The sequence below is a fragment of the Streptomyces sp. NBC_00322 genome (assembly GCF_036147535.1).
In the GTDB taxonomy this organism is placed as follows: Bacteria; Actinomycetota; Actinomycetes; order Streptomycetales; family Streptomycetaceae; genus Streptomyces.
In genome coordinates, this window is record NZ_CP108019.1 from 6,483,496 (window position 1) to 6,508,757 (window position 25,262).

A 25,262-nucleotide genomic window follows, 5' to 3' on the forward strand; every position below is an offset into this window, starting at 1 on the left:
CGGCCGCGCCTTCCGGAGGTGGAAGAGCACGGCCGACGGCCCACAGACGACCCGGGCGAGCGGAACCCCGCTGCGACCCGCGGCGATCCTAGATGTCGAAGTACAGCTCGAACTCGTGCGGGTGCGGCCGCAGCTGGATCGGGGCGATTTCGCTCGTCCGCTTGTAGTCGATCCACGTCTCGATCAGGTCGGACGTGAAGACACCGCCCGCCTGCAGGTACTCGTTGTCCGCCTCCAGCGCCTCGAGCACCGCCGGGAGGGAGGTCGGGACCTGCGGGACGCTCGCGTGCTCGTCGGGGGCGAGCTCGTAGAGGTCCTTGTCGATCGGCTCCGCCGGCTCGATCTTGTTCTTGACGCCGTCGAGGCCCGCCAGCAGCAGCGCGGAGAACGCCAGGTACGGGTTCGAGGACGGGTCCGGGGCGCGGAACTCGACGCGCTTGGCCTTCGGGTTCGAGCCCGTGATCGGGATACGCATCGCAGCCGAGCGGTTGCGCTGCGAGTAGACCAGGTTGACCGGGGCCTCGAAGCCGGGCACCAGGCGGTGGTAGGAGTTCACCGTCGGGTTGGTGAAGGCCAGCAGCGACGGGGCGTGCTTGAGGATGCCGCCGATGTAGTAGCGGGCTGTGTCCGACAGGCCCGCGTAGCCCTGCTCGTCGTAGAAGAGCGGGATGCCGCCCTGCCACAGCGACTGGTGGACGTGCATGCCCGAGCCGTTGTCGCCGAAGATCGGCTTCGGCATGAAGGTCGCGGTCTTGCCGTTGCGCCAGGCGACGTTCTTCACGATGTACTTGAAGAGCATCAGGTCGTCGGCCGCGGCGAGCAGCGTGTTGAACTTGTAGTTGATCTCGGCCTGGCCGGCGGTGCCCACCTCGTGGTGCTGGCGCTCGACCTGGAGGCCGGACGCCTCCAGCTCCAGGGAGATCTCGGCGCGCAGGTCGGCGAAGTGGTCGACCGGCGGGGCCGGGAAGTAGCCGCCCTTGTAGCGGACCTTGTAGCCGCGGTTGTCCTCCAGCGCACCGGTGTTCCAGGCGCCTGCCTCGGAGTCGATGTGGTAGAAGCCCTCGTTCGCCGTGGTGGCGAAGCGCACGCTGTCGAAGACGTAGAACTCGGCCTCGGGACCGAAGTACGCCGTGTCGGCGATGCCCGTGGAGGCGAGGTACGCCTCCGCCTTCTTGGCGATGTTGCGCGGGTCACGGCTGTACTGCTCGCCCGTGATCGGGTCGTGGATGAAGAAGTTGATGTTGAGCGTCTTGTCCTTGCGGAACGGGTCGAGCCGCGCCGTCGACAGGTCCGCGCGCAGCGCCATGTCCGACTCGTGGATCGCCTGGAAGCCGCGGATCGACGAGCCGTCGAAGGCCAGCTCGTCGGACGGGTCGAACGCCGTCGCCGGGATCGTGAAGTGCTGCATCACGCCGGGAAGGTCGCAGAACCGGACGTCGACCATCTTGACGTCGTTGTCCGCGATGAACTTCTTGGCGTCATCGGCGTTCTGGAACATCCAACTCCTCCTACTCCCGACCCGGGGACGGGCGGGGTGGTAGCTCGTCGTGCGGCCAGTGCGGTGGCACACGCTGGACCCGACCATAGGCAGACCGGATTTCTCAAGCATGACCCATTTGTTTCGCCCAAGTTAACCGGGTCGGGGGGCCGGGGTCTTGTCACAACGGTTCAGGGTCTTGTCGAGGACCCGGACCGAAGTGATCCAAACCGGGCGCAGTACCGTGGTCCGGTGGACAACAGGCAAGCAATCGGATCGTGGCTGTCCGGGCCACGCGCGGCCGCCGAGGACATGGGCGCCGACTTCGGCCACCGCGGTATGCGGCTCGGCCTGCCGGAGGCCGGACCGGGCTCCATCGCCCCTCTCGGGCGGCGCTTCGGCGCCGTCTTCGTCGACTGGGGGCTGTGCCTCCTGATCGCATACGGACTGTTCGCCAATGGTGACCGGGAGGCCGCCGGGAACTGGGCGCTCGGCATCTTTCTCGTACTGAGCGTGCTCACCATCGGTACGGTCGGCTTCACGCCGGGCAAGCGGCTCCTCGGACTGCGCGTCGTCGCCGAGGACGGCGGACGGCTCGGGACCGGCCGGGTCCTGGTGCGCAGCGTGCTCCTCTCCCTCGCCATCCCGGCCCTGATCTGGGACCGCGACGGGCGCGGGCTGCACGACCGGCTCGCACGCGCCGTTCAGGTGCGGATCTAGAGCGCAGATACAGCAGATACAAAAGACGGCAGATACAAAAGGCGGTGGCCCGGGACACAGTCCCGGGCCACCGCCTTGTTTCGTAGGGATCAGCGCATCTTCCCGCCCCGCGGCATCCGCGTGCCCTTCGGCATCGGACCCTTCGGCAGCGGCATGTTGCTCATCAGGTCGCCCATCGCACGCAGACGGTCGTTCGCCGCCGTGACCTGCGGGCCGGTGAGCACGCGCGGCAGCTTCAGCATGGTGGTGCGCACCTTCTTCAGCGGCACCTGGCCCTCGCCGTCGCCCACCATGATGTCGTGCACCGGCACGTCCACCACGATGCGCGCCATCTTCTTCTTCTCGGCCGCCAGAAGCGTCTTCAACCGGTTCGGGTTGCCCTCGGCCACCAGCACGATGCCGGCCTTGCCGACCGCCCGGTGCACGACGTCCTGGCTGCGGTTCATCGCAACCGCCGGAGTCGTCGTCCAGCCGCGTCCCACGTTCTGCAGCACCGCGGCCGCGGCGCCGGGCTGGCCCTCCATCTGCCCGAAGGCCGCCCGCTCGGCGCGGCGTCCGAAGACGATCGCCATCGCGAGGAAGCCCAGCAGGAATCCGAGGATGCCCAGATACACGGGGTGGTCGATCAAGAAACCGATCGCGAGGAAGACACCGAAGGTGACGATTCCCACAGCCGCGACGACAAGACCGACCTTCGGGTCGGCCTTCCGGGTCATCTTGTACGTCAGGGCGATCTGCTTCAGTCGCCCGGGGTTCGCAGCAGCGTCAGCGCTGTCTGAGTTTGCCTTCCTCGCCATGACTGGAAGTTTACGTGGCTTAGGAAGTGCGACCCGCCACGGCCTCCAGTACATGCTGCGCCTCGACCCGGTCCTTGGCCCTGCGCCGGTCTTCCAGGACGGCGGTCCATGCGTTCCTGCGGGCGGTGCGCTGCCCGCTGCGAAGAAGCAGCGACTCCATGGCGCGCAGAGCATCGGTGACGGACGGGATGGCGGTTGCGCGTACGGGTCGAACCGGCGCGGCCTGCATGGTGGAGGTCCCCCTCGGGGTGAGGATCGACGTGGTGCGGACGGTGCGGGGGGTACGGGGTGTATCGGGGAGGCGGTGCGTGCGGGGTGAAGCGGGGGTGGTGCGTGCTGTGTGTAGAGCCAGCGTCACTGATTGGTGTTACCAGGGCGTGACCCCGGGGTCAAACACCGATGAAACGTTTACGCCCGTGCCGGAAAGAGTGACGCGGCCCGTACGCCGCCCCGACCTGCGGGGGGAGTACGGGCCGCGCCCAACTCGCCGTTACTCTGCGGTAGTTGCTTGTGCCTGAATTCACACAGCCTGTGACGTGGTCACTGCGGTGCCGCGCCGCTCCATCGCCTGCTGGAACAGCCGTCCCGCGCGGTACGAGGAACGCACCAGCGGGCCCGACATCACACCGGAGAAGCCGATCTCCTCGGCCTCCTCCTTCAGCTCCACGAACTCGTGCGGCTTCACCCAGCGCTCGACCGGGTGGTGGCGCACCGAAGGACGCAGATACTGCGTGATCGTGATGAGCTCGCAACCCGCCTCGTGCAGGTGCCACAGCGCCTCGCTGACCTCCTCGCGCTCCTCGCCCATGCCCAGGATGAGGTTCGACTTGGTGACCAGGCCCGCCTCGCGGGCGCGCGTGATGACCTCGAGGGAGCGCTCGTAACGGAAACCGGGGCGGATCCGCTTGAAGATCCGCGGCACGGTCTCGACATTGTGCGCGAGCACCTCGGGGCGGGCGGAGAAGACCTCGGCCAGCTGCTCGGGCACCGCGTTGAAGTCGGGGATGAGGAGCTCGACCTTGGTGCGGCCGGCCTCGCGCTGCGAGGTCATCGAGTGGATCTGGCGCACGGTCTCCGCGTACAGCCAGGCGCCGCCGTCCTCCAGGTCGTCGCGCGCGACGCCCGTGATGGTGGCGTAGTTCAGGTCCATCGTGACGACGGACTCGCCCACCCGGCGCGGCTCGTCACGGTCCAGCGCCTGCGGCTTGCCTGTGTCGATCTGGCAGAAGTCGCAGCGCCGGGTGCACTGGTCGCCACCGATGAGGAAGGTCGCCTCGCGGTCCTCCCAGCATTCGTAGATGTTCGGACAGCCGGCTTCCTGGCACACGGTGTGCAGACCCTCGCTCTTCACGAGCTTCTGCATCTGCGTGTACTCGGGGCCCATCTTCGCCCGGGTCTTGATCCACTCGGGCTTGCGCTCGATGGGGGTCTGGCTGTTGCGGACCTCCAGGCGCAGCATCTTGCGTCCGTCGGGTGCGACTGCGGACACGACCGGCTCCCTACAGCTTCGATTCTTCGGCGAACACCAGGGTACGCCCGTAATTCGTACGGCTTTACGTCTGGCCAACCTGCGGCCGGACGGCCGCATTCCTCAGACGGTCGCCTTCTCCGCCTCGCGCGGCTTCTCCGCCTCGCGCTCGATCACGCGCGGCTTGAGGTCCGCGTGCTCAAGTACCTCGCGCAGCTGCCTCTCCAGTACGGGGAGCACCTCCGCGATCGTGATGTCGCGACCCAGCTCGTTCGCCAGTGAGGCCACGCCCGCGTCCCGGATCCCGCACGGCACGATCCGGTCGAACCAGGTGTTGTCCGGGTTCACATTGAGCGCGAAGCCGTGCATCGAGACACCCTTGGCGATACGGATGCCGATCGCCGCGAGTTTGCGGTCCTCGCGGCGCTGGCCCGCGTTGGACGGCGCGTACTCCGGGCCGTTCAGCCGCGGGTCGAACTCGTCGTCCTCGAGCCGTGGGTCGAAGTCGAGCGAGAGACCGCCGATCGCCGGGCGCTGGTCCACCGGGTCGCCCAGTACCCAGACGCCGCTGCGGCCCTCGACCCGGCTCGTCTCCACGCCGAACTCCGCGCAGGTGAGGATCAGCGCGTCCTCCAGCCTGCGGACATGCGCGACGACATCCACCGGACGCGGCAGCTTGAGGATCGGGTAGCCCACCAGCTGGCCGGGGCCGTGCCAGGTGATCTTGCCGCCGCGGTCGACATCGACGACGGGAGTGCCGTCGAGCGGGCGCTCGCTGTCCTGCGTACGCCGCCCCGCCGTATACACCGGCGGATGCTCGAGCAGCAGACAGGTGTCCTCGACCTCGTCGGCGAAGCGGGCGGCGTGGACCTCGCGCTGCTTCTGCCACGCCTCCTGGTACTCGACGGCTTCGTCGCCGAACCCCAGATGGACGAACCGGAGCTCACTCACGGCTGTGCCTCCCTAGAACCTTCAGCGTGCACTCATCACGCCCCAGCCACTGTACGGCGGCTCTCGGGAGAGCGGCCGGGCAGGGATGTTCGCCGGATGTCCGTCAGTGGCGTCCTCAATCCTCACACGATCGGATGAATGTGAAGCGAAGGTGGCGGTGTGGGTGGGAAGTGCCGCTAAATTCGCGCCGTTCCATGAGGGCTGCTCCCGGCCCGGAAGGCAGGAGACCGCACAGCTGATGACGGAACGACCCCCGCAGCGCATCCCCAACCGACAGCTCGCCGCGCTCATCGCAGAAGCCGGATTCTCCAACGCAGGACTCGCCCGTCGGGTGGACCAGCTCGGCCTCGAGCACGGACTCGATCTGCGCTACGACAAGACGTCCGTCACCCGCTGGCTGCGCGGGCAGCAGCCGCGCGGTACGACGCCCGCGCTGATCGCCGAGGTCTTCACGCGGCGGCTCGGCCGCCGGCTGTCGGCGCAGGACCTCGGTCTCGACGCCTGCGCCCCCGTCTACGCCGGTCTGGAGTTCGCGGCCACACCCGAAGAGGCCGTCGACATCGTCAGCGGGCTGTGGCGCAAGGACTCCGGCAGCCATGTGGAGCTGCGCAAGATCGCCTTCACCCCGGCCGGTCTGGTGGTGCCGAGCCGGGACTGGCTGATCGGCCGGGCCGACGAGCGGGTGAGCCGGGGAGAAGCCGTGCAGAACGGCACGATCCGTGTCCCGCAGCAGGGCCGCGCCTCCGTCCCCCGTCAGCGCGGCACCGAACGGGGGCCCGGCCAGAAAGTCTCCGGCGGCGACATCGCGGCGCTGCGTTCGGTCGGCGAGCTCTTCCGCAGCCTCGACAACGCCTACGGCGGCGGGCACGCCCGGCAGGCCCTCGTGCGCTATCTGGAGCACGAGGCCGAGCCGATGCTGCGCGGCACATACGGGGAGGTGACCGGGCGGCGGCTGTTCGCCGCGGCCGCGGATCTGACGCGGCTGGCCGGCTGGACCTCGTACGACATCGCGGCGCACGGGCTCGCCCAGCGCTACTTCGTCCAGGCGCTGCGGCTCTCCCAGGCCGCGGGCGACCGGGCGTACGGCTCGTATGTGCTGGTCACCATGAGCCGCCAGGCGGTCTACCTCGGGCACGGGCGCGAGGCGGTCCAGCTGACCCGCGTCGCCCAGCAGGGCGTGGGCTCGGCGCCGCCGGTGGTGCAGGCGCTGCTGCACGCCGTCGAGGCGCGCGGGCACGGGGTGCTCGGCGAGGTGCGGGCGTGCACCGCCGCGCTGGTGCGGGCCGAGCGGGCACTGGAGACGGCACGGCCGGGGGACGATGTGCCGCACTGGGCGCGCTTCTTCGACGAGGCGCAGCTCGCGGACGAGTTCGGGCACTGCCACCGGGATCTGCAGCAGTACCGCTCGGCGGTGCAGCACGCGGAACGCTCGCTGCAGCTGCGGGCGCCGGCGTACGCGCGCAGCCGCCTCTTCTGCCGGGTGGTGCTCGCGTCCGCCCGGCTCGGGCTGGGGGAGCTGGACCAGGCATGCGCGCTGGGGGCGGAGGCGGCGTTGCAGGCGTCGGAGATGCGGTCGGCGCGGGCGGTGGAGTACGTGCGGGAATTCGAGCGCCGGCTGGAGCCGTACCGGGACGCGGCGGCGGTGCGGAACTATCGGGACCGGGTCGCTGCGCTGGGCTAGGGGGGTTTGTCCCCTACCCGCCCTCCTCCTACGGCCTGGCGGCCGTGGGAGGTACCCCCGTCCCGACCTGGGGGCACGCCCCCAGACCCCCGTATGCGACCTTCGGCCGCATGTCCTCAAACGCCGGACGGGCTGAACTTCAGCCTCGCCGGCGTTTGAGGCGCGGAGCCCCAGAGTGGGTGCGCTAGGGCGTGTTTTAGAAGTAGCGCCGTCCGCCCGCAGGGCGGGCCCCGCGGCGTCTGGTGCGTGCAATCGCAAGGCGGAGGATCGCCCTCGTACTGGACGTACTTGGGCGACTCCGACAACACCGCGAGTGTGCGTGCCAGGCGTCGCGGGGTGGGGGTACCTCCCAGGCGAAGCTCTGGGGGAGCGACTTCTAAAACACGCCCTAGGCGGCCGCCGAGAACGCGGACGCCTCCTCCCGTGACGACTGGACGCCGAAGTCGCGCAGGATCGCCTCCGCCGCCCTTCTGCCCGAGAACAGCGCCCCCTGCACCGTGCTCGTGTCCCGGTGGTCCCCGCAGACGTACAGGCCAGACAGCAGCCGCACCGGGCGGCGCAGGTCGTGTGGTGGGGGCATCGCCGGGACCGCCTCCGGGTCGTGGTGGACCGACAGGAGTTCCCAGTCGTCGGTCGGCGTGCCGTACAGCGTGGCGAGGTGCGCACGGACCCTGCGGTCCACATACGGCGGGGGAGTCCCGAGCACCGTCGAGGAGATCAGCACCCGGCCGGCCGGCGCGCGCGAGGGGTCGACCTCGCTCATGACCGCGGTGTGCGAGACGGGCCCGCCGCGGTCCGCGTCCAGGACGAGGGCCGGGTCGGCGAGCGGGGCTCTGGGCGCGGTGTGGTGCAGCACCGTCACCGGGTGGAAGGGCGGCACCCGCAGGCCCGGCAGCAGTTCGGCGGCGGCGCGGGCGCCGGTGGCCAGCAGCAGGGCGCGGCAGCGGAGTTCGCCGTACTCCCGGGTCCTGACCCGGCTGATGGAGGCGTCGCTGACCCGGATGCCCGTGTGGACCGTGCCGGGCGGCAGGGCGGCCGCCAGTTGCCGGGGCAGGGCCGCGGCGCCGCCCTCGGGCACGCACATCAGGCCGCGTGCGAAGCCGCGCAGCGCGAGGTCGGCGCACCGGCTGGAGGTGATGAGCGCCGGGTCGCAGAGCAGCGTGGAGAGCAGCGGCCGCAGGAAGCCGTGGACCGTACGGGCGGGCATGCCGCGGGCGCAGAGCGAGCCCGCCGTGGCCCGTTCGGGGCGGGCGAGCAGGCGGTCCACCGAGGTGCCCGCGAGGCGGGCCAGGGAAGCGCCGAGCCGCGCCTGGTCCAGCGGCCTGGGGGCGCTCGCAAGGGCGCGTGCGACGGTGAATGCTCCCCCTACGCCCCGGAGGGCGTGCGGGGACCCCCATCGCGCGCCCCCCGGTTCGCCGGTTCGGCGGACCACTTCACCGGTGCGCTGCAGCCGTCCCCCGCTGTGCACGAGCACGCCTGGCGAAAAGGGCCGCAGGGCGACGTCCCCGAGCCCGCCCGTACGGCGCAGTTCGGGATACGAAGTGTTGAGCAACTGGCCTATGCGGTCGAGCCGGAAACCGTCGAGCTCCTCGGTGGCCATCCGGCCGCCCACCTCGGGGGCGGCCTCCAGAACCCTGACCGTGACGCCTGCGCCGGTCAGTTGATGAGCCGCCGAGAGGCCGGCGATCCCGGCCCCGACGATGATGACGTCCGCATGATGAGCGGTGCTGCTGAGCACGTGCCCCTCCCCGAGGTCGGCGCGGCTGGTGGGAGGCTCATGCCCCCAACAGGCCCGAGGAATACCCGAGTTCCGCCCGAGACTAGGCAGGGGTGGCCGAACTGGAGTCGCGCATGCGGTGGAGCACCGGTGCGCGGGGGCGCACGCGGCCTTCCGGGAGCGCAGCCCGGGCTCCCGCCTCGCGCTCCCGCCCCGCGATCGAGCCCCGGACCCGAAGCTCAGACGGACGCGTGTACGGCCGCGCCGATCGCCTCGTCGATGCCGGGGAACGCGAACGAGAAGCCCGACTCCAGCAGCCGCGTCGGCAGCACCCGCGCGCTGGTCAGGATGTCCCCGGTCAGCTCGCCGAGCGCGATCCGCAGCGCCGGGGCCGGGACCGCGAAGACCGTAGGACGGTGCAGTGCGCGGCCCATCGCTGCCGTGACCTCGCGATTGGTGACCGGGTCCGGGGCCGTGAGGTTGAAGGGCCCGGACAGCGACTCCGTATCGAGGAGATGCCGCAGCGCCGCGACCTCGTCGTGCAGCGAGATGAAGCTCCAGTACTGCCTGCCGTTGCCGAGCCGCCCGCCGAGGCCGGCCTTGAACAGCGGGAACATCCGGCCCCAGGCCCCGCCCTCGCGTGCGACCACAAGTCCGGTGCGGGCGATGGCAGTCCGGATGCCCGCCTCCTGCGCCGGGGCCGCCGCCTCTTCCCACTCCACGGCCATGTTTGGCAGAAATCCGTCGCCCGGGGGTGCGCTCTCGTCCACCGCGCGGTCCCCCGTGTCGCCGTAGTAGCCGATCGCGCTGCCGCAGACCAGCACCCGCGGCGGTTCGGCCAGCGAGGCCAGGGCCTCCGCCACGGCGGCGGTGCCCAGCACGCGGCTGTCCCTGATCTTCTTGCGGTACGCGTCGTTCCAGCGGCGTTCGCCGATCCCGGCGCCCGCGAGGTGCACGACGCCCTCGCAGCCGACCAGTCCCGCCGCGTCGACGTACTGCCGCTCCGGATCCCACTCCACCTCGTCCCCGGCCTGCGGTGGGCGGCGCACCAGGCGCACGACCTCGTGTCCGTCCGAGCGCAGCGAGCCTACGAGTGCCGTACCGATGAGCCCGGTGGAACCGGTGACCGCGATTCGCATGGGCCCATCCTGCCCCGCGGGAGGCGCATGGCACAGTGACGTCCATGCCCGAGTCGCACATACGTCCCGCACTGCTCTCCGACGAGGCGGCCCTCGGCGAGCTCGACCGCGACACCTGGTCGCCGCTGCACGCCGTACAGCAAAAGCCCCGGCCGCCCTACGATCCGTTCTTCGACTCGAACCACCGGCCCGAGCACTTCCTGGTCGCCGAGGACGCCGACGGCAGCGTGGTCGGCTACATACGGCTGATCCCGCCCACCCCGCTCGCCTGCAACCAGCATGTGCGCCAGATCCAGGGCCTCGCGGTGGCCGGCCGGGCGCGCGGGCGCGGCATCGGGCGGGCACTGCTGCGGGCGGCGTTCGACGAGGCGCGGCGGCAGGGCGCGGTGCGCATGACGCTGCGGGTGCTCGGCCACAACAAGCCGGCGCGGGCGCTGTACGAGTCGGAGGGCTTCGTGATCGAGGGCGTGCTGCCGGGGGAGTTCATTCTCCACGGGCAGTACGTCGACGACGTGATGATGGGCCGCAGCCTCACCCTCTGAGCAGCGGCGAAAGCAACTCGCCCGCCGCGCACGGGAGTTCTCACGGCTCCCCGAAACGCTCCCAGAGCTTGGGGAATCGCCCCGCCAAGGCAGCGTCGTCGTCGAAGTCGAACGGTGTGCCGACCGGCTCGGCCGCCTGCGGCGGGATTCCCAGATCCGGTGCGACAACGCCGGTGAGCTGCTCGTACGCCTCGTCCGCCGCGTAGCCCAGTTCCTCGCCGTCCCCGTCGATGTCCTCGTCGAACTCGTCGAGGAGCTCGGCGAGCGTGTCCGGATCGTGCACGGCGCCCTCGAAGATCTCCCGGCCCTGACCGATCAGCCAGCAGCGGAAGTAGTCGAAGGCGTCGTCGCTGGCGCCGCCGAGCAGCACGGCGGCCGCACCCCACAGATCCCAGGTGTACGCGCGGTTGTAGCGGGCCTCGAAGTGCCGTGCGAAGTCCAGCACGGAGTCGGGGTCGAGCTGCAGCAGCCGCTCGACCAGCAGATCGGCCTGGTCCTCGGGGTCGCCCTCGGCGGCCTCGCGGGTGCTGTCGATGATCTCCCAGAACTCCGTCTCGTCCATCACGGGACAAGCATCGTGGTTGGCGGGGGGCTGCGCACGCGGAGCCGCCGAAATGCTGAGTCTTTCGATGAGCTGATGAATGGCGGACAGAGGATGTCGGGTATCCGTGCGACGGTCGGTTCATGACGACGAAAACACCCCTGGCAGGGAAGGTCGCACTGGTCGCGGGCGCCACCCGGGGCGCGGGCCGTGCCATCGCCGTGCAGCTGGGCGCCGCGGGCGCGACCGTCTACGCGACCGGAAGGACCACCCGCGAGCAGGTCAGCGAGCTCGGCCGGGCGACGGAGACCATCGAGGAGACGGGGGAACTGGTCACGGCCGCGGGCGGCGAAGGCATCGCCGTACCGACGGACCATCTGGAGCCCGGGCAGGTCCGGGCGCTGGTCGGGCGGATCGAGCGGGACCACGGCCGGCTCGACATCCTGGTCAACGACATCTGGGGCGGCAACTTCCTGCTCGACTTCAACACGAAGATGTGGGACGTCGAGCTGGAGCGCGGGCTGCGGATGCTCGATCTCGGAGCCAAGAGCCACATCATCACCAGCAGCATCGCGCTTCCCCTGCTGGTGAAGCAGCCCGGCGGTCTGGTCGTCGAGGTCACCGACGGCACGGCCGCCACCAACAGGGGTTTCCGCGAGAACTTCTACTACGACCTCGCCAAGAACGCCCCGATCCGCATGGCCTTCATCCTGGGCGAGGAGCTGAAGAGCGTGGGCGCCAGCGCCGTGGCGGTCACCCCGGGCTTCATCCGCTCCGAGGAGATGCTCGACATCTTCGAACTCACCGAGGAGACCTGGCGCGACGGGATCGACAAGCAGCCGCACTGGGCGCTGTCCGAGTCGCCGGTCTATCTCGGCCGGGGAGTCGCCGCGCTCGCCGCCGATCCGGAGCGCGCACGCTGGAACGGACAGTCCTTGTCCAGCGGAGAGCTGGCCAAGGAGTACGGAGTCACCGACGCGGACGGCAGCCGGCCGGATGTCTGGGCGTACATGATGGCGGAGAAGGCGGCGGAGCAGACCGGGGACAAGCCGTCCATGGAGGACTACCGGTAGAGCTGCGCGGCCGTTTCCGCCGACTCGGCGAACAGGGAGCGCAGTTCCGTGGGCTCCAGCACCTCCACATGGGGTCCCAGACCGAACAGCTGGCCGTGAGCCACCTCGTGGGACTCCACCCGCAGCGTGAGCGTCACCCGGCCCTGCTCGTCCGGCGGTTCCGCGGCAGCCAGCGCCTCGCGGGCCGCTGCCCGGTCGGTGACGTACGGCAGTCGGCCCGCGCCCTCCTCGGTGAGCCGCACCACCACCTCGGCACGCAGGATGGAGCGCGCGAACTGTGCCGCGCGCTCCTCCCAGAAGGCGGGCAGGTCGAACTCCTCGTCGCGCTCGAAGACTTCGCCGTCCGGCTCCACGCCCGTGAACCGGTCGATCCGGTACACCCGGAAGGCCGTGCCCGCGCGGGCGCACAGATACCAGACGCCCGCCTTGAGCACGAGCCCGTACGGCTCCAACTCCCGCTCCACCTCGGCATCCTGACGCCGGTAGCGGGCCCTGATCCGGCGGTCGTCCCACACCGCCTCCGCGACGGCGGGCAGCAGATCCGGCGTCCGCGGCTCCTGGTACCAGCCGGGGGCATCGAGATGGAAGCGCTGCGCCGCGCTCCGAGGGGCGTCCCGCAGCGAGGGCAGCAGGGCCGCGGACACCTTCAGGCGCGCCGCGGACGCCGCGTCCTGAAGGCCCATCTCCCGCAGCGCGCCCGGGAGCCCCGACAGGAACAGGGCCTCCGCCTCACTGCGCCCGAGCCCGGTGAGCCGGATGCGGTAGCCGCCCACGAGACGGTAGCCCCCGGCCCGGCCGCGGTCGGCGTAGACCGGCACCCCGGCCTCCGACAGCGCGAGCGCGTCCCGGGTGATGGTCCGCTCCGACACCTCCAGCTCGCGTGCCAGCTCGGCCCCGGTCATCGAGGGCCTGGCCTGGAGGAGCAGAACCATCTTGATCAGCCGGGCGGCGCGCATGACTCCATGATGACGGAGGTCAGACGAGCGGCTCCTGGAGCTCGGTCACCCACTTCTCGCGGTCCGCCGGGCATTCGAGGCTGACCTCGCGTGCGTAGCCCGCCGAGCGGTGGCCGCCCGCGTCGATCCAGCGGGCCAGGTTCTGGGCCGTCGGCATCACGGCGTCCATCGGTCCGCGGTGCACGATCGTCGCTGCCCGCCCGACGGCGGGCAGGTCGACGATCTCGAAGTCGAAGCCGGGCTGCGGGCCGGCCGCGACGGTGACTCCCGCGTGCACCAGGATCGCGCCGTCGCCCCCGGGCGCGTCCTCGTAGTACGCGATGCCGGGTCCCGTCGGCCTCACGCCAGCCGCCTCCACGCGCCGGAACAGCTCTTCGTACAGCGGGCTGATGACCGGGCCGATGTGCTCGGGTCCGTAACTCGCGGCGACAGCGGTCAGTTCGGCCACCCGTACCGCGGGGATGCTCTTGATGATGACGTCCTCGGTGGGCATGTGCCCCTCGCTCTCGATCGACCGGAGCCTCGCCTCGACCTGGGACAGCCTCGCGGCCGCCTCGGCCATCGCCGCCTCCAGCTCCGCCCGCCGCAGCGCGAGCATCCCGCGCAGCTCCTCGGTGCTCACCTTGCCCTCCAGGATCTCCTGCACCTGTTGCAGTGTGAAGCCGAGATCCTTGAGGGCGATGATGCGGTTGAGCTGGGCGAGCTGGGCCGCCGCGTAGTAGCGGTAACCGCTGAACGGGTCGGTGCGCTCGGGGCGCAGCAGCCCGATCGCGTCGTAGTGACGCAGCATGCGGGCCGACACACGGCCGTGCCTGGCGAAGTCTCCGATGGTGAACATGACGCCCCCTAGTGCAGGCCTTCACACGGTGTCAGGGTCAAGGATCACCTACGACTAGGGCCTGTCTTTTGGATCAGGCCGGATCAGGGAGCGGGGTCTGGTGCGTGCGATCGCAAGCTGGAGGATGGGGGTCCCCCCGCCGAAGGCAGCGGAGCGTCGGCGACTGACGCAACGCGGCATGGGGGCACCTCCCGTGCCCGAAGGGCTACGGGGGTGGGGGCCCCTCCCACGCCGAAGGCTGTGGGGGAGCGTGCCAGGACACGCGAGCCCGGCAAGATCGGCCGGACAGGGCCTAACCCCCGGCGGCCGTCCGGCCACCGGGGGTCCGTAGCAACAGCAGACGTCAGAGGCCGTAGCGCTCGCGCGCCTCCTTCACGGCCGAGGCCGGGACCTCACCGCGCCTGGCCAGCTGGGCCAGCGCCGCGACCGTGATCGACTGGGCGTCCACGCCGAAGTGTCGACGGGCCGCCTCACGCGTGTCCGACAGGCCGAAGCCGTCCGTGCCGAGCGAGGAGTAGTCCTGCTCGACCCACTGGCTGATCTGGTCGGGGACCTGGCGCATCCAGTCGGACACCGCCAGGACCGGGCCCGGTGCGCCCTCCAGCGCCTGAGTGACGTACGGGGTGCGCTGCTCGCCGTGGAGCAGGGCCTCGTCGGCCTCCAGCGCGTCCCGGCGCAGCTCGCCCCACGAGGTCGCGGACCAGACGTCGGCCGTGACTCCCCAGTCGGAGCTGAGCAGTTCCTGCGCCTCAAGGGCCCAGTGGATGGCCGTGCCGGAGGCGAGGAGCTGGAGCCGCGGAGCGTCGGCGGTGACGGGCGCGCCCTCCTTGAAGCGGTAGAGACCGCGCAGGATGCCCTCCTCGACGCCCTGAGGCATCGCGGGCTGCACCTTCGGCTCGTTGTAGACCGTCAGGTAGTAGAAGACGTTCTCGTTGTCTTCGGGGGCCTGGCCGTACATCCGGCGCAGACCGTCCTTGACGATGACCGCGATCTCGTACGCGAAGGCGGGGTCGTAGTTGAGCGACGCCGGGTTCGTTGACGCGATCAGATGCGAGTGGCCGTCCGCGTGCTGAAGGCCCTCACCGGTCAGCGTCGTTCGGCCGGCCGTCGCGCCGACGATGAAGCCCTTGCCGAGCTGGTCGGCGAGCTGCCACATCTGGTCGGCCGTGCGCTGCCAGCCGAACATCGAGTAGAAGATGTAGAAGGGGATCATCGGCTCGCCGTGCGTCGCGTACGACGTCGAGGCGGCGATGAAGTCAGCCATGGCCCCGGCCTCGGTGATCCCCTCGTTGAGGATCTGGCCGTCCTTGGCCTCCTTGTAGTACATCAACTGGTCGCGGTCGACGGGCTCGTACGTCTGGCCCAGCGGGGAGTAGATACCGGCCGACGGGAAGAGCGACTCCATACCGAAGGTGCGGGCCTCGTCCGGGACGATCGGGACCCAGCGCCTGCCGGTCTCCTTGTCCCGCATCAGGTCCTTGACCAGGCGTACGAACGCCATGGTGGTGGCCATCTCCTGCTTGCCGGAGCCCTTTTCGAGCGCCTTGAAGCCACGCGCGGTGTTTTCATCGGGTCCGGGCAGCGCGACCGCGTGCACCCGTCGGGCCGGGGCCGGTCCGCCGAGGGCGGCGCGGCGCTCCTGGAGGTAGCGGACCTCGGCGGAGTCGGCGCCGGGGTGGCCGTAGGGCACCAGACCGTCGGCGAACGCGCTGTCCGCGATCGGGAGTCCGAGCAGATCACGCATGCCCTTGAACTCGTCGGTCGTCAGCTTCTTCATCTGGTGGTTGGCGTTCTTGGACTCGAAGCCCTTGCCGAGGGTGTAGCCCTTCACCGTCTGCGCGAGGATCACCGTCGGCGCGTCCTTGTGCTCGACGGCCGCGCGGTACGCCGCGTACACCTTGCGGGCCTCGTGGCCACCGCGGGAGGTGTAGAAGCATTCGGCGATCTTCGCGTCGCTGATCAGCTTCGACAGCTCGACGAGCGCGGGCTCGGCACCGAAGAAGTGCTCGCGGATGTACGCGACGTCGCGGGTGGCGTACGTCTGGAACTGCGCGTCCGGGACCTCGCGCAGGCGGCGCACCAGCGCGCCCGTCGTGTCCAGCTGGAACAGTTCGTCCCAGGCGGAGCCCCAGAGCGACTTGACGACATTCCAGCCGGCGCCGCGGAACTGCGCCTCCAGCTCCTGCACGATCTTGAAGTTGGCGCGGACCGGGCCGTCGAGGCGCTGCAGGTTGCAGTTGATGACGAAGGTCAGGTTGTCGAGCCGCTCACGCGACGCGAGCGCGAGGGCGGCGGTCGACTCGGGCTCGTCCATCTCGCCGTCGCCGAGGAAGGCCCAGACGTGCGAGCGCGACGTGTCCTTGATCCGTCGATTGTGCAGATAGCGGTTGAAGCGCGCCTGGTAGATCGCGGAGAGCGGGCCGAGGCCCATGGAGACGGTGGGGAACTCCCACAGCCAGGGCAGGCGCCGCGGGTGCGGGTAGGACGGGAGGCCGTTGCCGCCTGCCTCCTGGCGGAAGTTGTCGAGGTGCGCCTCGGTGAGGCGTCCGTCGAGGAAGGCGCGGGCGTAGATGCCGGGGGACGCGTGGCCCTGGATGTAGAGCTGGTCGCCGCTGCCGTCGCCCTCCTTGCCGCGGAAGAAGTGGTTGAAGCCGGTCTCGTAGAGCCAGGCGGCGGAGGCGAAGGTGGCGATGTGGCCGCCGACGCCGAAGCGGGAACCGCGGGTGACCATCGCGGCCGCGTTCCAGCGGTTCCACGCGGTGATGCGGGCCTCCATCGCCTCGTCACCGTCGAACGCGGGCTCGGCGGAGGTGGGGATGGTGTTGACGTAGTCCGTCTCCAGCAGCCGGGGCACGGGAACCCCGGCCGTCTCGGCGTGCTGGAGGGTACGGCGCATCAGATACGCGGCGCGGTGCGGTCCTGCGTGCTCGGTGACGGCGTCGAGAGACGCCGCCCACTCGGCGGTTTCCTCGGCGTCGCGGTCCGGGAGCTGGTCGAGCTCGCTCGGAAGCTTGCGTACGCGTACGGGGTCGGGCATGGTCGCCGCCTTCCGGACAGGAGGGGGGTGGAGATAGGGGGTGCCGTGTCTGGCAGGACAGGGCGGGTGGGTCGGTGGACCCGGAGACGACTGTAAGTCCCTGATCGATGATCGATCAAAGCTTGGCGGGAAATTGGCATCCAGTGCCGCGAAATGGGGCACAGGGTGCCGTCGCGAAACGGGGCGTTTCCGGCAGGCGCCGGTCATCGCGGTCCGCCCGGTCACCCGGTGTGTCCGTCCTCAAACGCCGGACGGGCTGAAAATCAAGCCCGCGGCGCGCAGCCGAGGACGTGAGCCTTGACCAGCGCGCCGATCTCAGGGTCGCGCCGCCGGAACGCCGCCACCAGTTCCTCGTGCTCCTCCGCGTACGACTTCTGCACCGTCCCCAGCCACCGGATCGACAGCGCCGTGAACACCTCGATGCCCAGCCCCTCCCAGGTGTGCAGCAGTACGCCGTTGCGCGCGGCCCGTACCAGCTCCCGGTGGAAGGCGACCGTGTGCCGCACCTGCGCCGCCGAGTCCCCGGCCCGGTCCGCCTCGTGCAGCGCCGCCACATGCGGCTCGAGCGCCGAGCAGTCGTCGGCGAGACGCCCGGCCGCCAGCTCGGCGGCGATCTGCTCCAGACCGGCCCGTACGGGGTAGCTCTCCTCCAGATCGGCGGCGGTGAGATTCCGTACGCGTACGCCCTTGTTGGGCGCCGACTCGATCAGCCGCAGGCTCTCCAGCTCCCGCAGCGCCTCGCGCACGGGCGTCTGGGAGACCTGCAGCTCGGTCGCGATGCGCCGCTCCACGATCCGCTCGCCGGGCTTCCAGCGGCCGCTGACGATCCCCTCCACGATGTGCTCGCGGATCTGTTCGCGCAGCGAGTGGACGACGGGCGGGGTCATGAGGGCTCCTCCGGAAACGATCTGGCACCCCTGACAATACGGCGCCCCGTCCGGAACAACTCCGGACGGGGCGCCGTCGTACTGCTGTTGAGCCCTACAGGCCGAGCTCGACCTCGAACTCGCCCGCCTCCAGGATCGCCTTGACGGCCGTCAGGTAGCGGGCCGCGTCGGCGCCGTCCACCAGGCGGTGGTCGTAGGAGAGCGCCAGGTACGTCATGTCACGGACGCCGATGACGGTGCCCTCGGCGGTCTCGATGACCGCCGGACGCTTGACGGTGGCGCCGATGCCCAGGATGGCGGCCTGGTTCGGCGGCACGATGACCGTGTCGAACAGGGCGCCGCGCGAGCCGGTGTTGCTGATGGTGAAGGTCGCGCCGGACAGCTCGTCCGGAGTGATCTTGTTGCCGCGGACCTTGCCGGCCAGGTCGGCGGTGGCCTTGGAGATACCGGCCAGGTTCAGGTCGCCCGCGCCCTTGATGACCGGCGTCATCAGACCCTTCTCGGAGTCCACGGCGATGCCGATGTTCTCCGAGTCGAAGTACGTGATGGTGCCCTCGTCCTCGTTGATCCGGGCGTTGATGACCGGGTGGGCCTTCAGCGCCTGGGCAGCGGCCTTCACGAAGAACGGCATGGGGGACAGCTTGACGCCCTCACGGGCGGCGAAGGCGTCCTTGGCCTGGTTGCGCAGCCTCATCACCTTGGTGATGTCGACCTCGACGACCGAGGTCAGCTGAGCCTGGGTGTGCAGGGCCTTCATCATGTTGTCGCCGATGACCTTGCGCATGCGGGTCATCTTGACCGTCTGACCGCGCAGCGGGGACACCTCGAGGGCCGGAGCCTTCGCGGCGGCCGGTGCGGCGGCAGGAGCCGGAGCGGCAGCGGCGGCCCTGGCGGCCTCCGCGGCTGCGATGACGTCCTGCTTGCGGATACGGCCACCGACGCCGGTGCCCTTGACCGAGGCCAGGTCAACGCCGCTCTCGGCGGCGAGCTTACGGACCAGGGGGGTCACGTACGCGTCGCTCGCTTCGGCGGCGGGCGCGGCCGGAGCAGCCGGGGCTGCGGTGACCGGAGCCGGAGCCGGAGCGGCGACCGGGGCCGGCGCGGGGGCAGCGACCGGAGCCGGAGCGGCCGGGGCCGCGGGAGCCACAGGGGCAGCCGGAGCCGGAGCCGGAGCAGCCGGGGCCGGAGCCGGGGCGGCGGGCGCGGGAGCCGCGGCCGGAGCGGCACCCGCGGCGCCGATCACGGCCAGCTTGGCGCCGACCTCCGCGGTCTCGTCCTCGCCGACGGTGATCTCCAGCAGCACACCGGAAGCCGGGGCCGGGATCTCGGTGTCGACCTTGTCCGTGGAGACCTCGAGCAGCGGCTCGTCGGCCTCGACGCTCTCGCCGACCTGCTTGAGCCAGCGAGTGACGGTGCCCTCGGTGACGCTCTCGCCGAGCGCCGGAAGAACGACGTCCGTACCGGTGGCGCCGCCCGCGGGGGCAGCGGCCGGAGCGGGCTCGGCGGCCGGGGCCGGAGCCTGGGCGACCGGAGCCGGAGCGGCGGGGGCGGCCGGGGTCTCGGCGGCAGCCGGAGCCGGGGCGGCGGCAGGCGCACCGCTGCCGTCGTCGATGATCGCCAGCTCGGCGCCGACCTCGACGGTCTCGTCCTCGGCGACCTTGATGGAGGCGAGGATGCCCGCGGCCGGGGCCGGGATCTCGGTGTCGACCTTGTCGGTCGACACCTCGAGCAGCGGCTCGTCGGCCTCGACTCGTTCGCCCTCGGCCTTCAGCCAGCGGGTGACAGTGCCCTCGGTGACGCTCTCGCCGAGCGCCGGAAGGGTTACGGAAACCGACATGGTTTCTGTTGCTCCTAACGAATGTGCGGAATGGTCGTCGCGCCCGGGGGGCTCAGTCGTGGGAGTGCAGGGGCTTGCCCGCGAGTGCCAGGTGGGCCTCGCCGAGCGCCTCGCTCTGCGTCGGGTGCGCGTGGATGAGCTGCGCGACCTCGGCCGGCAGAGCCTCCCAGTTGTAGATCAGCTGAGCCTCACCGACCTGCTCGCCCATACGGTCACCGACCATGTGGACGCCGACCACGGCGCCGTCCTTGACCTGGACGAGCTTGATCTCGCCCGCGGTCTTGAGGATCTTGCTCTTGCCGTTGCCCGCGAGGTTGTACTTCAGGGCGACGACCTTGTCCGCACCGTAGATCTCCTTGGCCTTGGCCTCGGTGATGCCCACGGAGGCGACCTCGGGGTGGCAGTACGTCACCCGGGGCACACCGTCGTAGTCGATCGGAACGGTCTTCAGACCGGCCAGCCGCTCTGCAACCAGGATGCCCTCGGCGAAGCCGACGTGCGCGAGCTGGAGGGTCGGGACGAGGTCGCCGACCGCGGAGATCGTGGGGACATTCGTCTGCATGTACTCGTCGACCAGGACGTAGCCGCGCTCCATCGCGACGCCCTGCTCCTCGTAGCCGAGACCGGCGGAGACGGGGCCGCGGCCGACGGCGACGAGCAGCACCTCGGCCTCGAAGGCCTTGCCGTCCGCGAGCGTGACGCGCACGCCGTCCGCGGTGTACTCGGCCTTCTCGAAGAAGGTGCCCAGGTTGAACTTGATGCCGCGCTTGCGGAACGCGCGCTCAAGAAGCTTCGAGCTGTTCTCGTCCTCGACCGGGACGAGGTGCTTCAGGCCCTCGATGACGGTGACCTCGGAGCCGAAGGACTTCCACGCGGAGGCGAACTCGACGCCGATGACGCCGCCGCCCAGCACGATCGCGGACTGCGGGACGCGGTCCAGCACCAGCGCGTGGTCCGAGGAGATGATGCGGTTGCCGTCGATCTCCAGGCCCGGCAGCGACTTCGGTACGGAGCCGGTGGCGAGAAGGACGTGGCGGCCCTGGACGCGCTGGCCGTTGACGTCGACGGAGGTGGGGGAGGACAGCCGGCCCTCGCCCTCGATGTAGGTGACCTTGCGGGAGGCGATCAGACCCTGGAGACCCTTGTACAGGCCCGAGATCACCTCGTCCTTGTACTTGTGGACCGCCGCCATGTCGATGCCCTCGAAGGCGGCCTTGACGCCGAACTGGTCGGCCTCACGAGCCTGGTCGGCGATTTCGCCGGCGTGCAGCAGTGCCTTCGTGGGGATGCATCCGTTGTGCAGGCAGGTGCCGCCGACCTTGCCCTTCTCGATCAGGGCGACGTCCAGGCCCAGCTGAGCTCCACGCAGCGCCGCAGCGTAACCGCCGCTACCACCGCCGAGGATCACTAGGTCGAAAACGGTGCTGGCGTCGTTCGCCACGTCACGTCCTCCATGCATGTGCGCCGGTCGCCGGTCCTCTGTGACCGGTCGGCGGCTGGTGTTCGGCCGCTGTTTCTTCGGCCCTGTGGTGGGGGCCCTGTCCTGCCGAGAACCCATCTTCGCACTTGTTGACGGACGGCGGGACCCGGGGCCGGGTTACCGCGGGCCCGGACCCTGGACCTCCGTGTTCTCAAGCGCAGGACGGGCTCAAAGATTCCCTCCGCCTGCGATCGGGGCACGGGTCCGGGGGCCGGGCCCGGCAGCGACTAACCCAGGTCGCCGTCGGCCGTGCGCTCGGCCAGCTTCACCAGCGTGCGGATCGCGGAGCCGGTGCCGCCCTTGGGGGTGTAGCCGAACGGCGCGCCCTCGTGGAAGGCCGGGCCCGCGATGTCCAGGTGCGCCCAGGTGATGCCCTCGCCCACGAACTCCTTCAGGAACAGACCGGCCACGAGGCCGCCGCCCATCCGCTCACCCATGTTGGCGATGTCGGCGGTCGGGGAGTCCATGCCCTTGCGCAGCTCGGTGGGGAGCGGCATCGGCCAGGACTGCTCGCCGACCTCCTCCGCGATCTCGTGGATCGAGGTACGGAAGGCGTCGTCGTTCGCCATGATGCCGAAGGTGCGGTTGCCCAGCGCCATCACCATCGCGCCGGTCAGCGTCGCCACGTCGACGATCGCGTCCGGGTTCTCCTCGGATGCCCTGGTGAGCGCGTCGCCCAGGACCAGACGGCCCTCGGCGTCGGTGTTGAGCACCTCGACCGTCTTGCCGCTGTACATACGCAGCACGTCGCCGGGGCGGGTGGCCGAACCCGACGGCATGTTCTCGGCGAGCGCGAGCCAGCCGGTGACATTGACGGCGAGACCCAGGCGGGCGGCCGCGACGACGGCGGCGAACACCGCGGCGGCGCCGCTCATGTCGCACTTCATCGTCTCGTTGTGGCCGGCCGGCTTGAGCGAGATGCCGCCCGAGTCGTAGGTGATGCCCTTGCCGACCAGGGCGAGCGTCTTGGCCGCCTTGGAGTGGGTGTAGGAGAGCTTGACCAGGCGCGGCGGGTTCTGCGAACCCTGGCCGACGCCGAGGATGCCGCCGAAGCCGCCCTTGAGGAGCGCCTTCTCGTCCAGGACCTGGACCTTGATGCCGTGCTCCTTGCCGGCGGCGGTGGCCACGGCGGCGAAGGCCTCGGGGGTGAGGTCGTTCGGCGGGGTGTTGACCAGGTCGCGGGCGCGGTTGATCTCCTCGGTCAGCGCGATCGCGCGCTCGGCCGCGGCCTTGTACGCCTTGTCGCGCGGCTTGGCGCCGAGCAGGGCGACCTCGGCGAGCGGCTGCTTCGGGCCGTTGCCGTTGCCGGTCCTGGTGTTCTTCGCGTCCTTCTCGCCGCCCTGGTAGGCGGTGAAGGAGTACGCGCCGAGCAGCGCGCCCTCAGCGATGGCCTCCGCGTCCTCGGACGCCTCGACGGGCAGCGCGAAGGCGGCCTTCTTCGAACCGGCCAGCGCACGGGCGGCGGCGCCCGCGGCACGGCGAAGCGATTCGGCGGTGAACGCCTCGCCCTTCTCGGGGACCGCGCCCAGGCCGACGGCCAGGATCACCGGCGCCTTGAGGGAGGAGGGGGCCGGGAGCTTGGTCACCTCGCCCTCGGCACCCGAGGCGCCGAGGGTGTCCAGCACGGAGGCGAGCTGTCCGTCGAACGCCTTGTCCACGGCCTCTGCGCCCGGCGCGACGACCGGGCCCTTGGCGCCCTTAGCGACGCCGACGACGAGGGCGTCGGCGCGGAGCGTCGCCGCGCCGGCGGTGCTGAGAGTGAGAGCAGTCACGGTGGTGAAATCTCGCTTCCGTTGAGTTCCGGGGCCGTAGAGCCGTAGACAGGGGATGGATCGGCATCCCACGCCGGGCAAGAGCCTACGCGCGGTCACACGTCTCGCTCACGGCGGCGGTAATTCACTCGTCCGTGGAGTCTCTTTCATGTTCTGCGCCGGGGCGGCGAGACCTCAGCCACACTCACCCCATTCGGGCAAGGGGGCAACGGGCTTCTTTGCATCATCTCCACAGGTCCTCCGCACGCTACGCGTGTGTCCGAGCGGCCGTGCGAGGGGGGAGAGTCATGGGGTCGTACGGACCGCGCGCGGGCAGAATCGCGGCCGCGCTGCTGGCTGCCGGAGTGCTGGCAACCGCCGCACCGGCGCCGGGAGCGGCGGCCGCCACGGTACCGCGCATCGATCTGACGGTGCTCGTCGTCGACGACGGAGGGGGCGCGGTCGAGGCGATCGTCGCCGAGCTCAGGGACATCGGGGTGCCCTACCGCCTGCTGCGGCTGGACGATCCTGCGCGGCCGGTGGTGAACGCCGCCTTCCTCAGCGACACCGTCAGCGGGCGGCCGCGCGCCAAGTACCAGGGCGTCGTCGTCCCCGACGAGGACCCCTTCGGTGCGTCGTCGGCCGCCGGAGCCGCGGAGAACGAAGCACTCTTCGCGTACGAGCAGACCTTCGGCATCCGCCAGATCGACGCGTACACCTGGTCCCATCCGGGCGTGGGCCTGGAGTACACCGACAACGGCGGCTACGCGGGCGTTCTGGACGGCGCGAAGAGCGCCGTAACCGCCGCGGGGCGCACGTCAGGACCCTTCGGGTATCTGGACGGGCCCGTCACCTTCGAGGACAACTCCCCGCTGATCGCCGAGAGCTACGGCTACGCGGGCAGGCCGAGGGAGGGATTCACCAGCTATCTGGACACCCCGGTCGACGACGCCGGGGCGCGCGCCAGCCTGATCGGCGAGTACGCCCACGACGGGCGCCGCGAGATGGTGGTGACCTTCGCCTACAACCGCTACCAGCGCCAGTTCCGGGTGCTGGCCCGGGGCATGGTCGAGTGGCTCACCCAGGGCATCCACCTCGGGCAGAGCCGCCAGTACTTCGCCGTGCACATCGACGACGTCTTCGCGCCGGACGCCCGGTGGGACACCGGACGCAACTGCACGCCCGGCGACATCGACTGCGGTGACGGGTCCGAAGCGACCACCACCGACATCCGGATGACCGCCGCCGACGCGCAGTACGCCAAGCAGTGGCAACAGACCAGCGGCTTCACCCTTGACATGGTCTACAACGCCGGCTCCGGCGAGGAGTGGAAGGCCGAGCACGGCGGCACCGACGCGCTCACCGCCCAGCTGCTGGCCGACCGCGCGCAGTACCGCTGGATCAACCACACCTACACCCATCTGTTCCTCGGCTGCATCCAGGACGTCTCGGTCGTGCCGTGGCAGTGCGCCGAGGACGCCGCGGGCACCACGCAGTGGACGAGCCGCGCCGACATCTCCGCGCAGATCCGCGACAACCACAACTGGGCCACCGGCAAGGGCATCTCGATCGACCGCAGCGAGCTGGTCACCGGCGAGCACTCCGGCCTCATGACCCTGCCGCAGCAGCCCCAGGACAATCCGAACCTCGCCGGGGCACTCGCCGACAACGGTGTGAAGTGGACCGCGAGCGACAACTCCCGCGAGCCGCAGCAGCGCAAGGTCGGTACGGCGCTGACCGTGCCGCGCCACCCCATGAACGTCTACTACAACGTCGGCACCGCCGCCGAGATGGCCGACGAGTACAACTGGATCTACACCGCGCAGGACGACGGGGGCAGCGGCGTCTGCGAGACCAACCCCGCCTCCACCTGCCTGGCCGAGCCGCTGGACCCCGCGACCGGCTACGCGTCGTACATCGTGCCGCAGGAAGCCCGTATCGCACTGAGCCATGTCACGGCCAACGACCCGCGCCCGCACTACGTCCACCAGTCCAACCTCGCCGAGGAGCGCATCCTCTACCCGGTGCTCGACAAGGTGCTGGCCGACTACCGCGCTCTGTTCGCCGACAGCGCCCCGATCGTCAACCCGCGCCAGCGCGAGATCGGTACGGAGCTCCAGCGCCGCGCGGTCTGGAACAAGGAGCTCGCGGACGGCAAGGTGACCGCGTACCGCATCGGCGACACCGTCACCGTCAAGGCACCGTCGGGGGTGAACGCGCCGGTGACAGCGCCGGAGGGCACCCGTAAGCAACTGCTCCTGGGCAGCACGGTGTTCGGTTCCGCGTATGCGGGAGCACGCTCGGCATGGACCGTGCCGGATCTGCTCCAGTCGGCCGTCACGCTCAAGCTGCCGACCGCCTGAGAGACGA

General features: G+C 70.5%; 20 protein-coding genes. 5 read left to right on the plus strand and 15 right to left on the minus strand.

Annotated features, from left to right (window positions below; genetic code table 11):
- Positions 1 to 88: 88 nt before the first annotated feature.
- Positions 89 to 1,498 carry a type I glutamate--ammonia ligase gene (gene glnA / locus OG905_RS29575; protein WP_328678620.1) on the minus strand — a complete coding sequence of 470 codons (1,410 nt, stop codon included), beginning with the start codon at positions 1,496 to 1,498 and terminating at the stop codon, positions 89 to 91.
- Between the two features lie 231 nt (positions 1,499 to 1,729).
- Here glnA and OG905_RS29580 point away from each other — a divergent pair, with 231 nt between their 5' ends.
- Positions 1,730 to 2,197 carry an RDD family protein gene (locus OG905_RS29580; protein ID WP_328678622.1) on the plus strand — a complete coding sequence of 156 codons (468 nt, stop codon included), beginning with the start codon at positions 1,730 to 1,732 and terminating at the stop codon, positions 2,195 to 2,197.
- Between the two features lie 89 nt (positions 2,198 to 2,286).
- Here OG905_RS29580 and OG905_RS29585 read toward each other — a convergent pair whose 3' ends face one another.
- The 4 genes from OG905_RS29585 to lipB form a co-directional block, all read right to left on the minus strand.
- On the minus strand, positions 2,287 to 2,994 hold the full coding sequence (locus tag OG905_RS29585; RefSeq protein WP_328678624.1) for a DUF4191 domain-containing protein: 708 nt from the start codon (positions 2,992 to 2,994) through the stop codon (positions 2,287 to 2,289).
- Between the two features lie 19 nt (positions 2,995 to 3,013).
- Positions 3,014 to 3,223 (minus strand): SCO2195 family GlnR-regulated protein, encoded by a 210-nt coding sequence (locus OG905_RS29590; protein ID WP_328682676.1) that lies wholly within the window; start codon positions 3,221 to 3,223, stop codon positions 3,014 to 3,016.
- Between the two features lie 291 nt (positions 3,224 to 3,514).
- Positions 3,515 to 4,483 carry a lipoyl synthase gene (lipA, locus tag OG905_RS29595; protein ID WP_328678626.1) on the minus strand — a complete coding sequence of 323 codons (969 nt, stop codon included), beginning with the start codon at positions 4,481 to 4,483 and terminating at the stop codon, positions 3,515 to 3,517.
- A gap of 102 nt (positions 4,484 to 4,585) precedes the next feature.
- Positions 4,586 to 5,413, minus strand: a complete 828-nt coding sequence (gene lipB / locus OG905_RS29600; protein ID WP_328678627.1) for a lipoyl(octanoyl) transferase LipB — start codon at positions 5,411 to 5,413, stop codon at positions 4,586 to 4,588.
- A 238-nt stretch (positions 5,414 to 5,651) separates the two neighbouring features.
- Between lipB and OG905_RS29605 the strand changes: the two genes are divergently transcribed.
- The gene (locus tag OG905_RS29605; protein ID WP_328678628.1) at positions 5,652 to 7,094 is read left to right on the plus strand and encodes a regulator; all 1,443 of its coding nucleotides are present in this window, start codon (positions 5,652 to 5,654) and stop codon (positions 7,092 to 7,094) included.
- Between the two features lie 388 nt (positions 7,095 to 7,482).
- On the opposite strand, the gene OG905_RS29610 is transcribed toward OG905_RS29605, so the two are convergent.
- Together OG905_RS29610 and OG905_RS29615 are read right to left on the minus strand one after the other, a co-directional pair.
- The gene (locus OG905_RS29610) at positions 7,483 to 8,832 is read right to left on the minus strand and encodes an NAD(P)/FAD-dependent oxidoreductase (RefSeq protein ID WP_328678631.1); all 1,350 of its coding nucleotides are present in this window, start codon (positions 8,830 to 8,832) and stop codon (positions 7,483 to 7,485) included.
- A 218-nt stretch (positions 8,833 to 9,050) separates the two neighbouring features.
- The gene (locus OG905_RS29615) at positions 9,051 to 9,950 is read right to left on the minus strand and encodes a TIGR01777 family oxidoreductase (protein ID WP_328678634.1); all 900 of its coding nucleotides are present in this window, start codon (positions 9,948 to 9,950) and stop codon (positions 9,051 to 9,053) included.
- 44 nt (positions 9,951 to 9,994) lie between these two features.
- Here OG905_RS29615 and OG905_RS29620 point away from each other — a divergent pair, with 44 nt between their 5' ends.
- The gene (locus OG905_RS29620) at positions 9,995 to 10,492 is read left to right on the plus strand and encodes a GNAT family N-acetyltransferase (RefSeq protein ID WP_328678636.1); all 498 of its coding nucleotides are present in this window, start codon (positions 9,995 to 9,997) and stop codon (positions 10,490 to 10,492) included.
- Between the two features lie 40 nt (positions 10,493 to 10,532).
- Here the strand turns inward: OG905_RS29620 and OG905_RS29625 are convergent, their stop codons facing one another.
- The gene (locus OG905_RS29625) at positions 10,533 to 11,054 is read right to left on the minus strand and encodes a DUF4240 domain-containing protein (protein WP_328682677.1); all 522 of its coding nucleotides are present in this window, start codon (positions 11,052 to 11,054) and stop codon (positions 10,533 to 10,535) included.
- Positions 11,055 to 11,176: 122 nt separating this feature from the next.
- Between OG905_RS29625 and OG905_RS29630 the strand changes: the two genes are divergently transcribed.
- Entirely contained in the window at positions 11,177 to 12,106 is a 930-nt protein-coding gene (locus tag OG905_RS29630) for an SDR family oxidoreductase (protein ID WP_328678637.1), read from the plus strand.
- On the opposite strand, the gene OG905_RS29635 is transcribed toward OG905_RS29630, so the two are convergent.
- The 7 genes from OG905_RS29635 to OG905_RS29665 form a co-directional block, all read right to left on the minus strand.
- Positions 12,097 to 13,062: a helix-turn-helix transcriptional regulator gene (locus tag OG905_RS29635; protein ID WP_328678638.1), complete on the minus strand. Its 966-nt coding sequence runs from the start codon at positions 13,060 to 13,062 to the stop codon at positions 12,097 to 12,099. The two genes, OG905_RS29630 and OG905_RS29635, sit on opposite strands and share 10 nt — an antisense overlap.
- Positions 13,063 to 13,081: 19 nt before the next feature.
- Complete coding sequence (locus tag OG905_RS29640; protein ID WP_328678640.1) at positions 13,082 to 13,900, minus strand: MerR family transcriptional regulator; 819 nt, start codon at positions 13,898 to 13,900, stop codon at positions 13,082 to 13,084.
- Positions 13,901 to 14,243: 343 nt separating this feature from the next.
- Complete coding sequence (aceE, locus tag OG905_RS29645) at positions 14,244 to 16,937, minus strand: pyruvate dehydrogenase (acetyl-transferring), homodimeric type (protein WP_328678642.1); 2,694 nt, start codon at positions 16,935 to 16,937, stop codon at positions 14,244 to 14,246.
- Between the two features lie 263 nt (positions 16,938 to 17,200).
- Positions 17,201 to 17,824: a GntR family transcriptional regulator gene (locus OG905_RS29650; RefSeq protein WP_328678644.1), complete on the minus strand. Its 624-nt coding sequence runs from the start codon at positions 17,822 to 17,824 to the stop codon at positions 17,201 to 17,203.
- Between the two features lie 94 nt (positions 17,825 to 17,918).
- On the minus strand, positions 17,919 to 19,661 hold the full coding sequence (gene sucB / locus OG905_RS29655; protein ID WP_328678645.1) for a 2-oxoglutarate dehydrogenase, E2 component, dihydrolipoamide succinyltransferase: 1,743 nt from the start codon (positions 19,659 to 19,661) through the stop codon (positions 17,919 to 17,921).
- A gap of 52 nt (positions 19,662 to 19,713) precedes the next feature.
- Positions 19,714 to 21,102 carry a dihydrolipoyl dehydrogenase gene (gene lpdA / locus OG905_RS29660; RefSeq protein WP_328678646.1) on the minus strand — a complete coding sequence of 463 codons (1,389 nt, stop codon included), beginning with the start codon at positions 21,100 to 21,102 and terminating at the stop codon, positions 19,714 to 19,716.
- A gap of 266 nt (positions 21,103 to 21,368) precedes the next feature.
- On the minus strand, positions 21,369 to 22,913 hold the full coding sequence (locus tag OG905_RS29665) for a leucyl aminopeptidase (RefSeq protein ID WP_328678648.1): 1,545 nt from the start codon (positions 22,911 to 22,913) through the stop codon (positions 21,369 to 21,371).
- A gap of 287 nt (positions 22,914 to 23,200) precedes the next feature.
- On the opposite strand from OG905_RS29665, the gene OG905_RS29670 reads away from it, so the two are divergent.
- Entirely contained in the window at positions 23,201 to 25,255 is a 2,055-nt protein-coding gene (locus OG905_RS29670; RefSeq protein WP_328678649.1) for a hypothetical protein, read from the plus strand.
- Positions 25,256 to 25,262 lie beyond the last annotated feature (7 nt).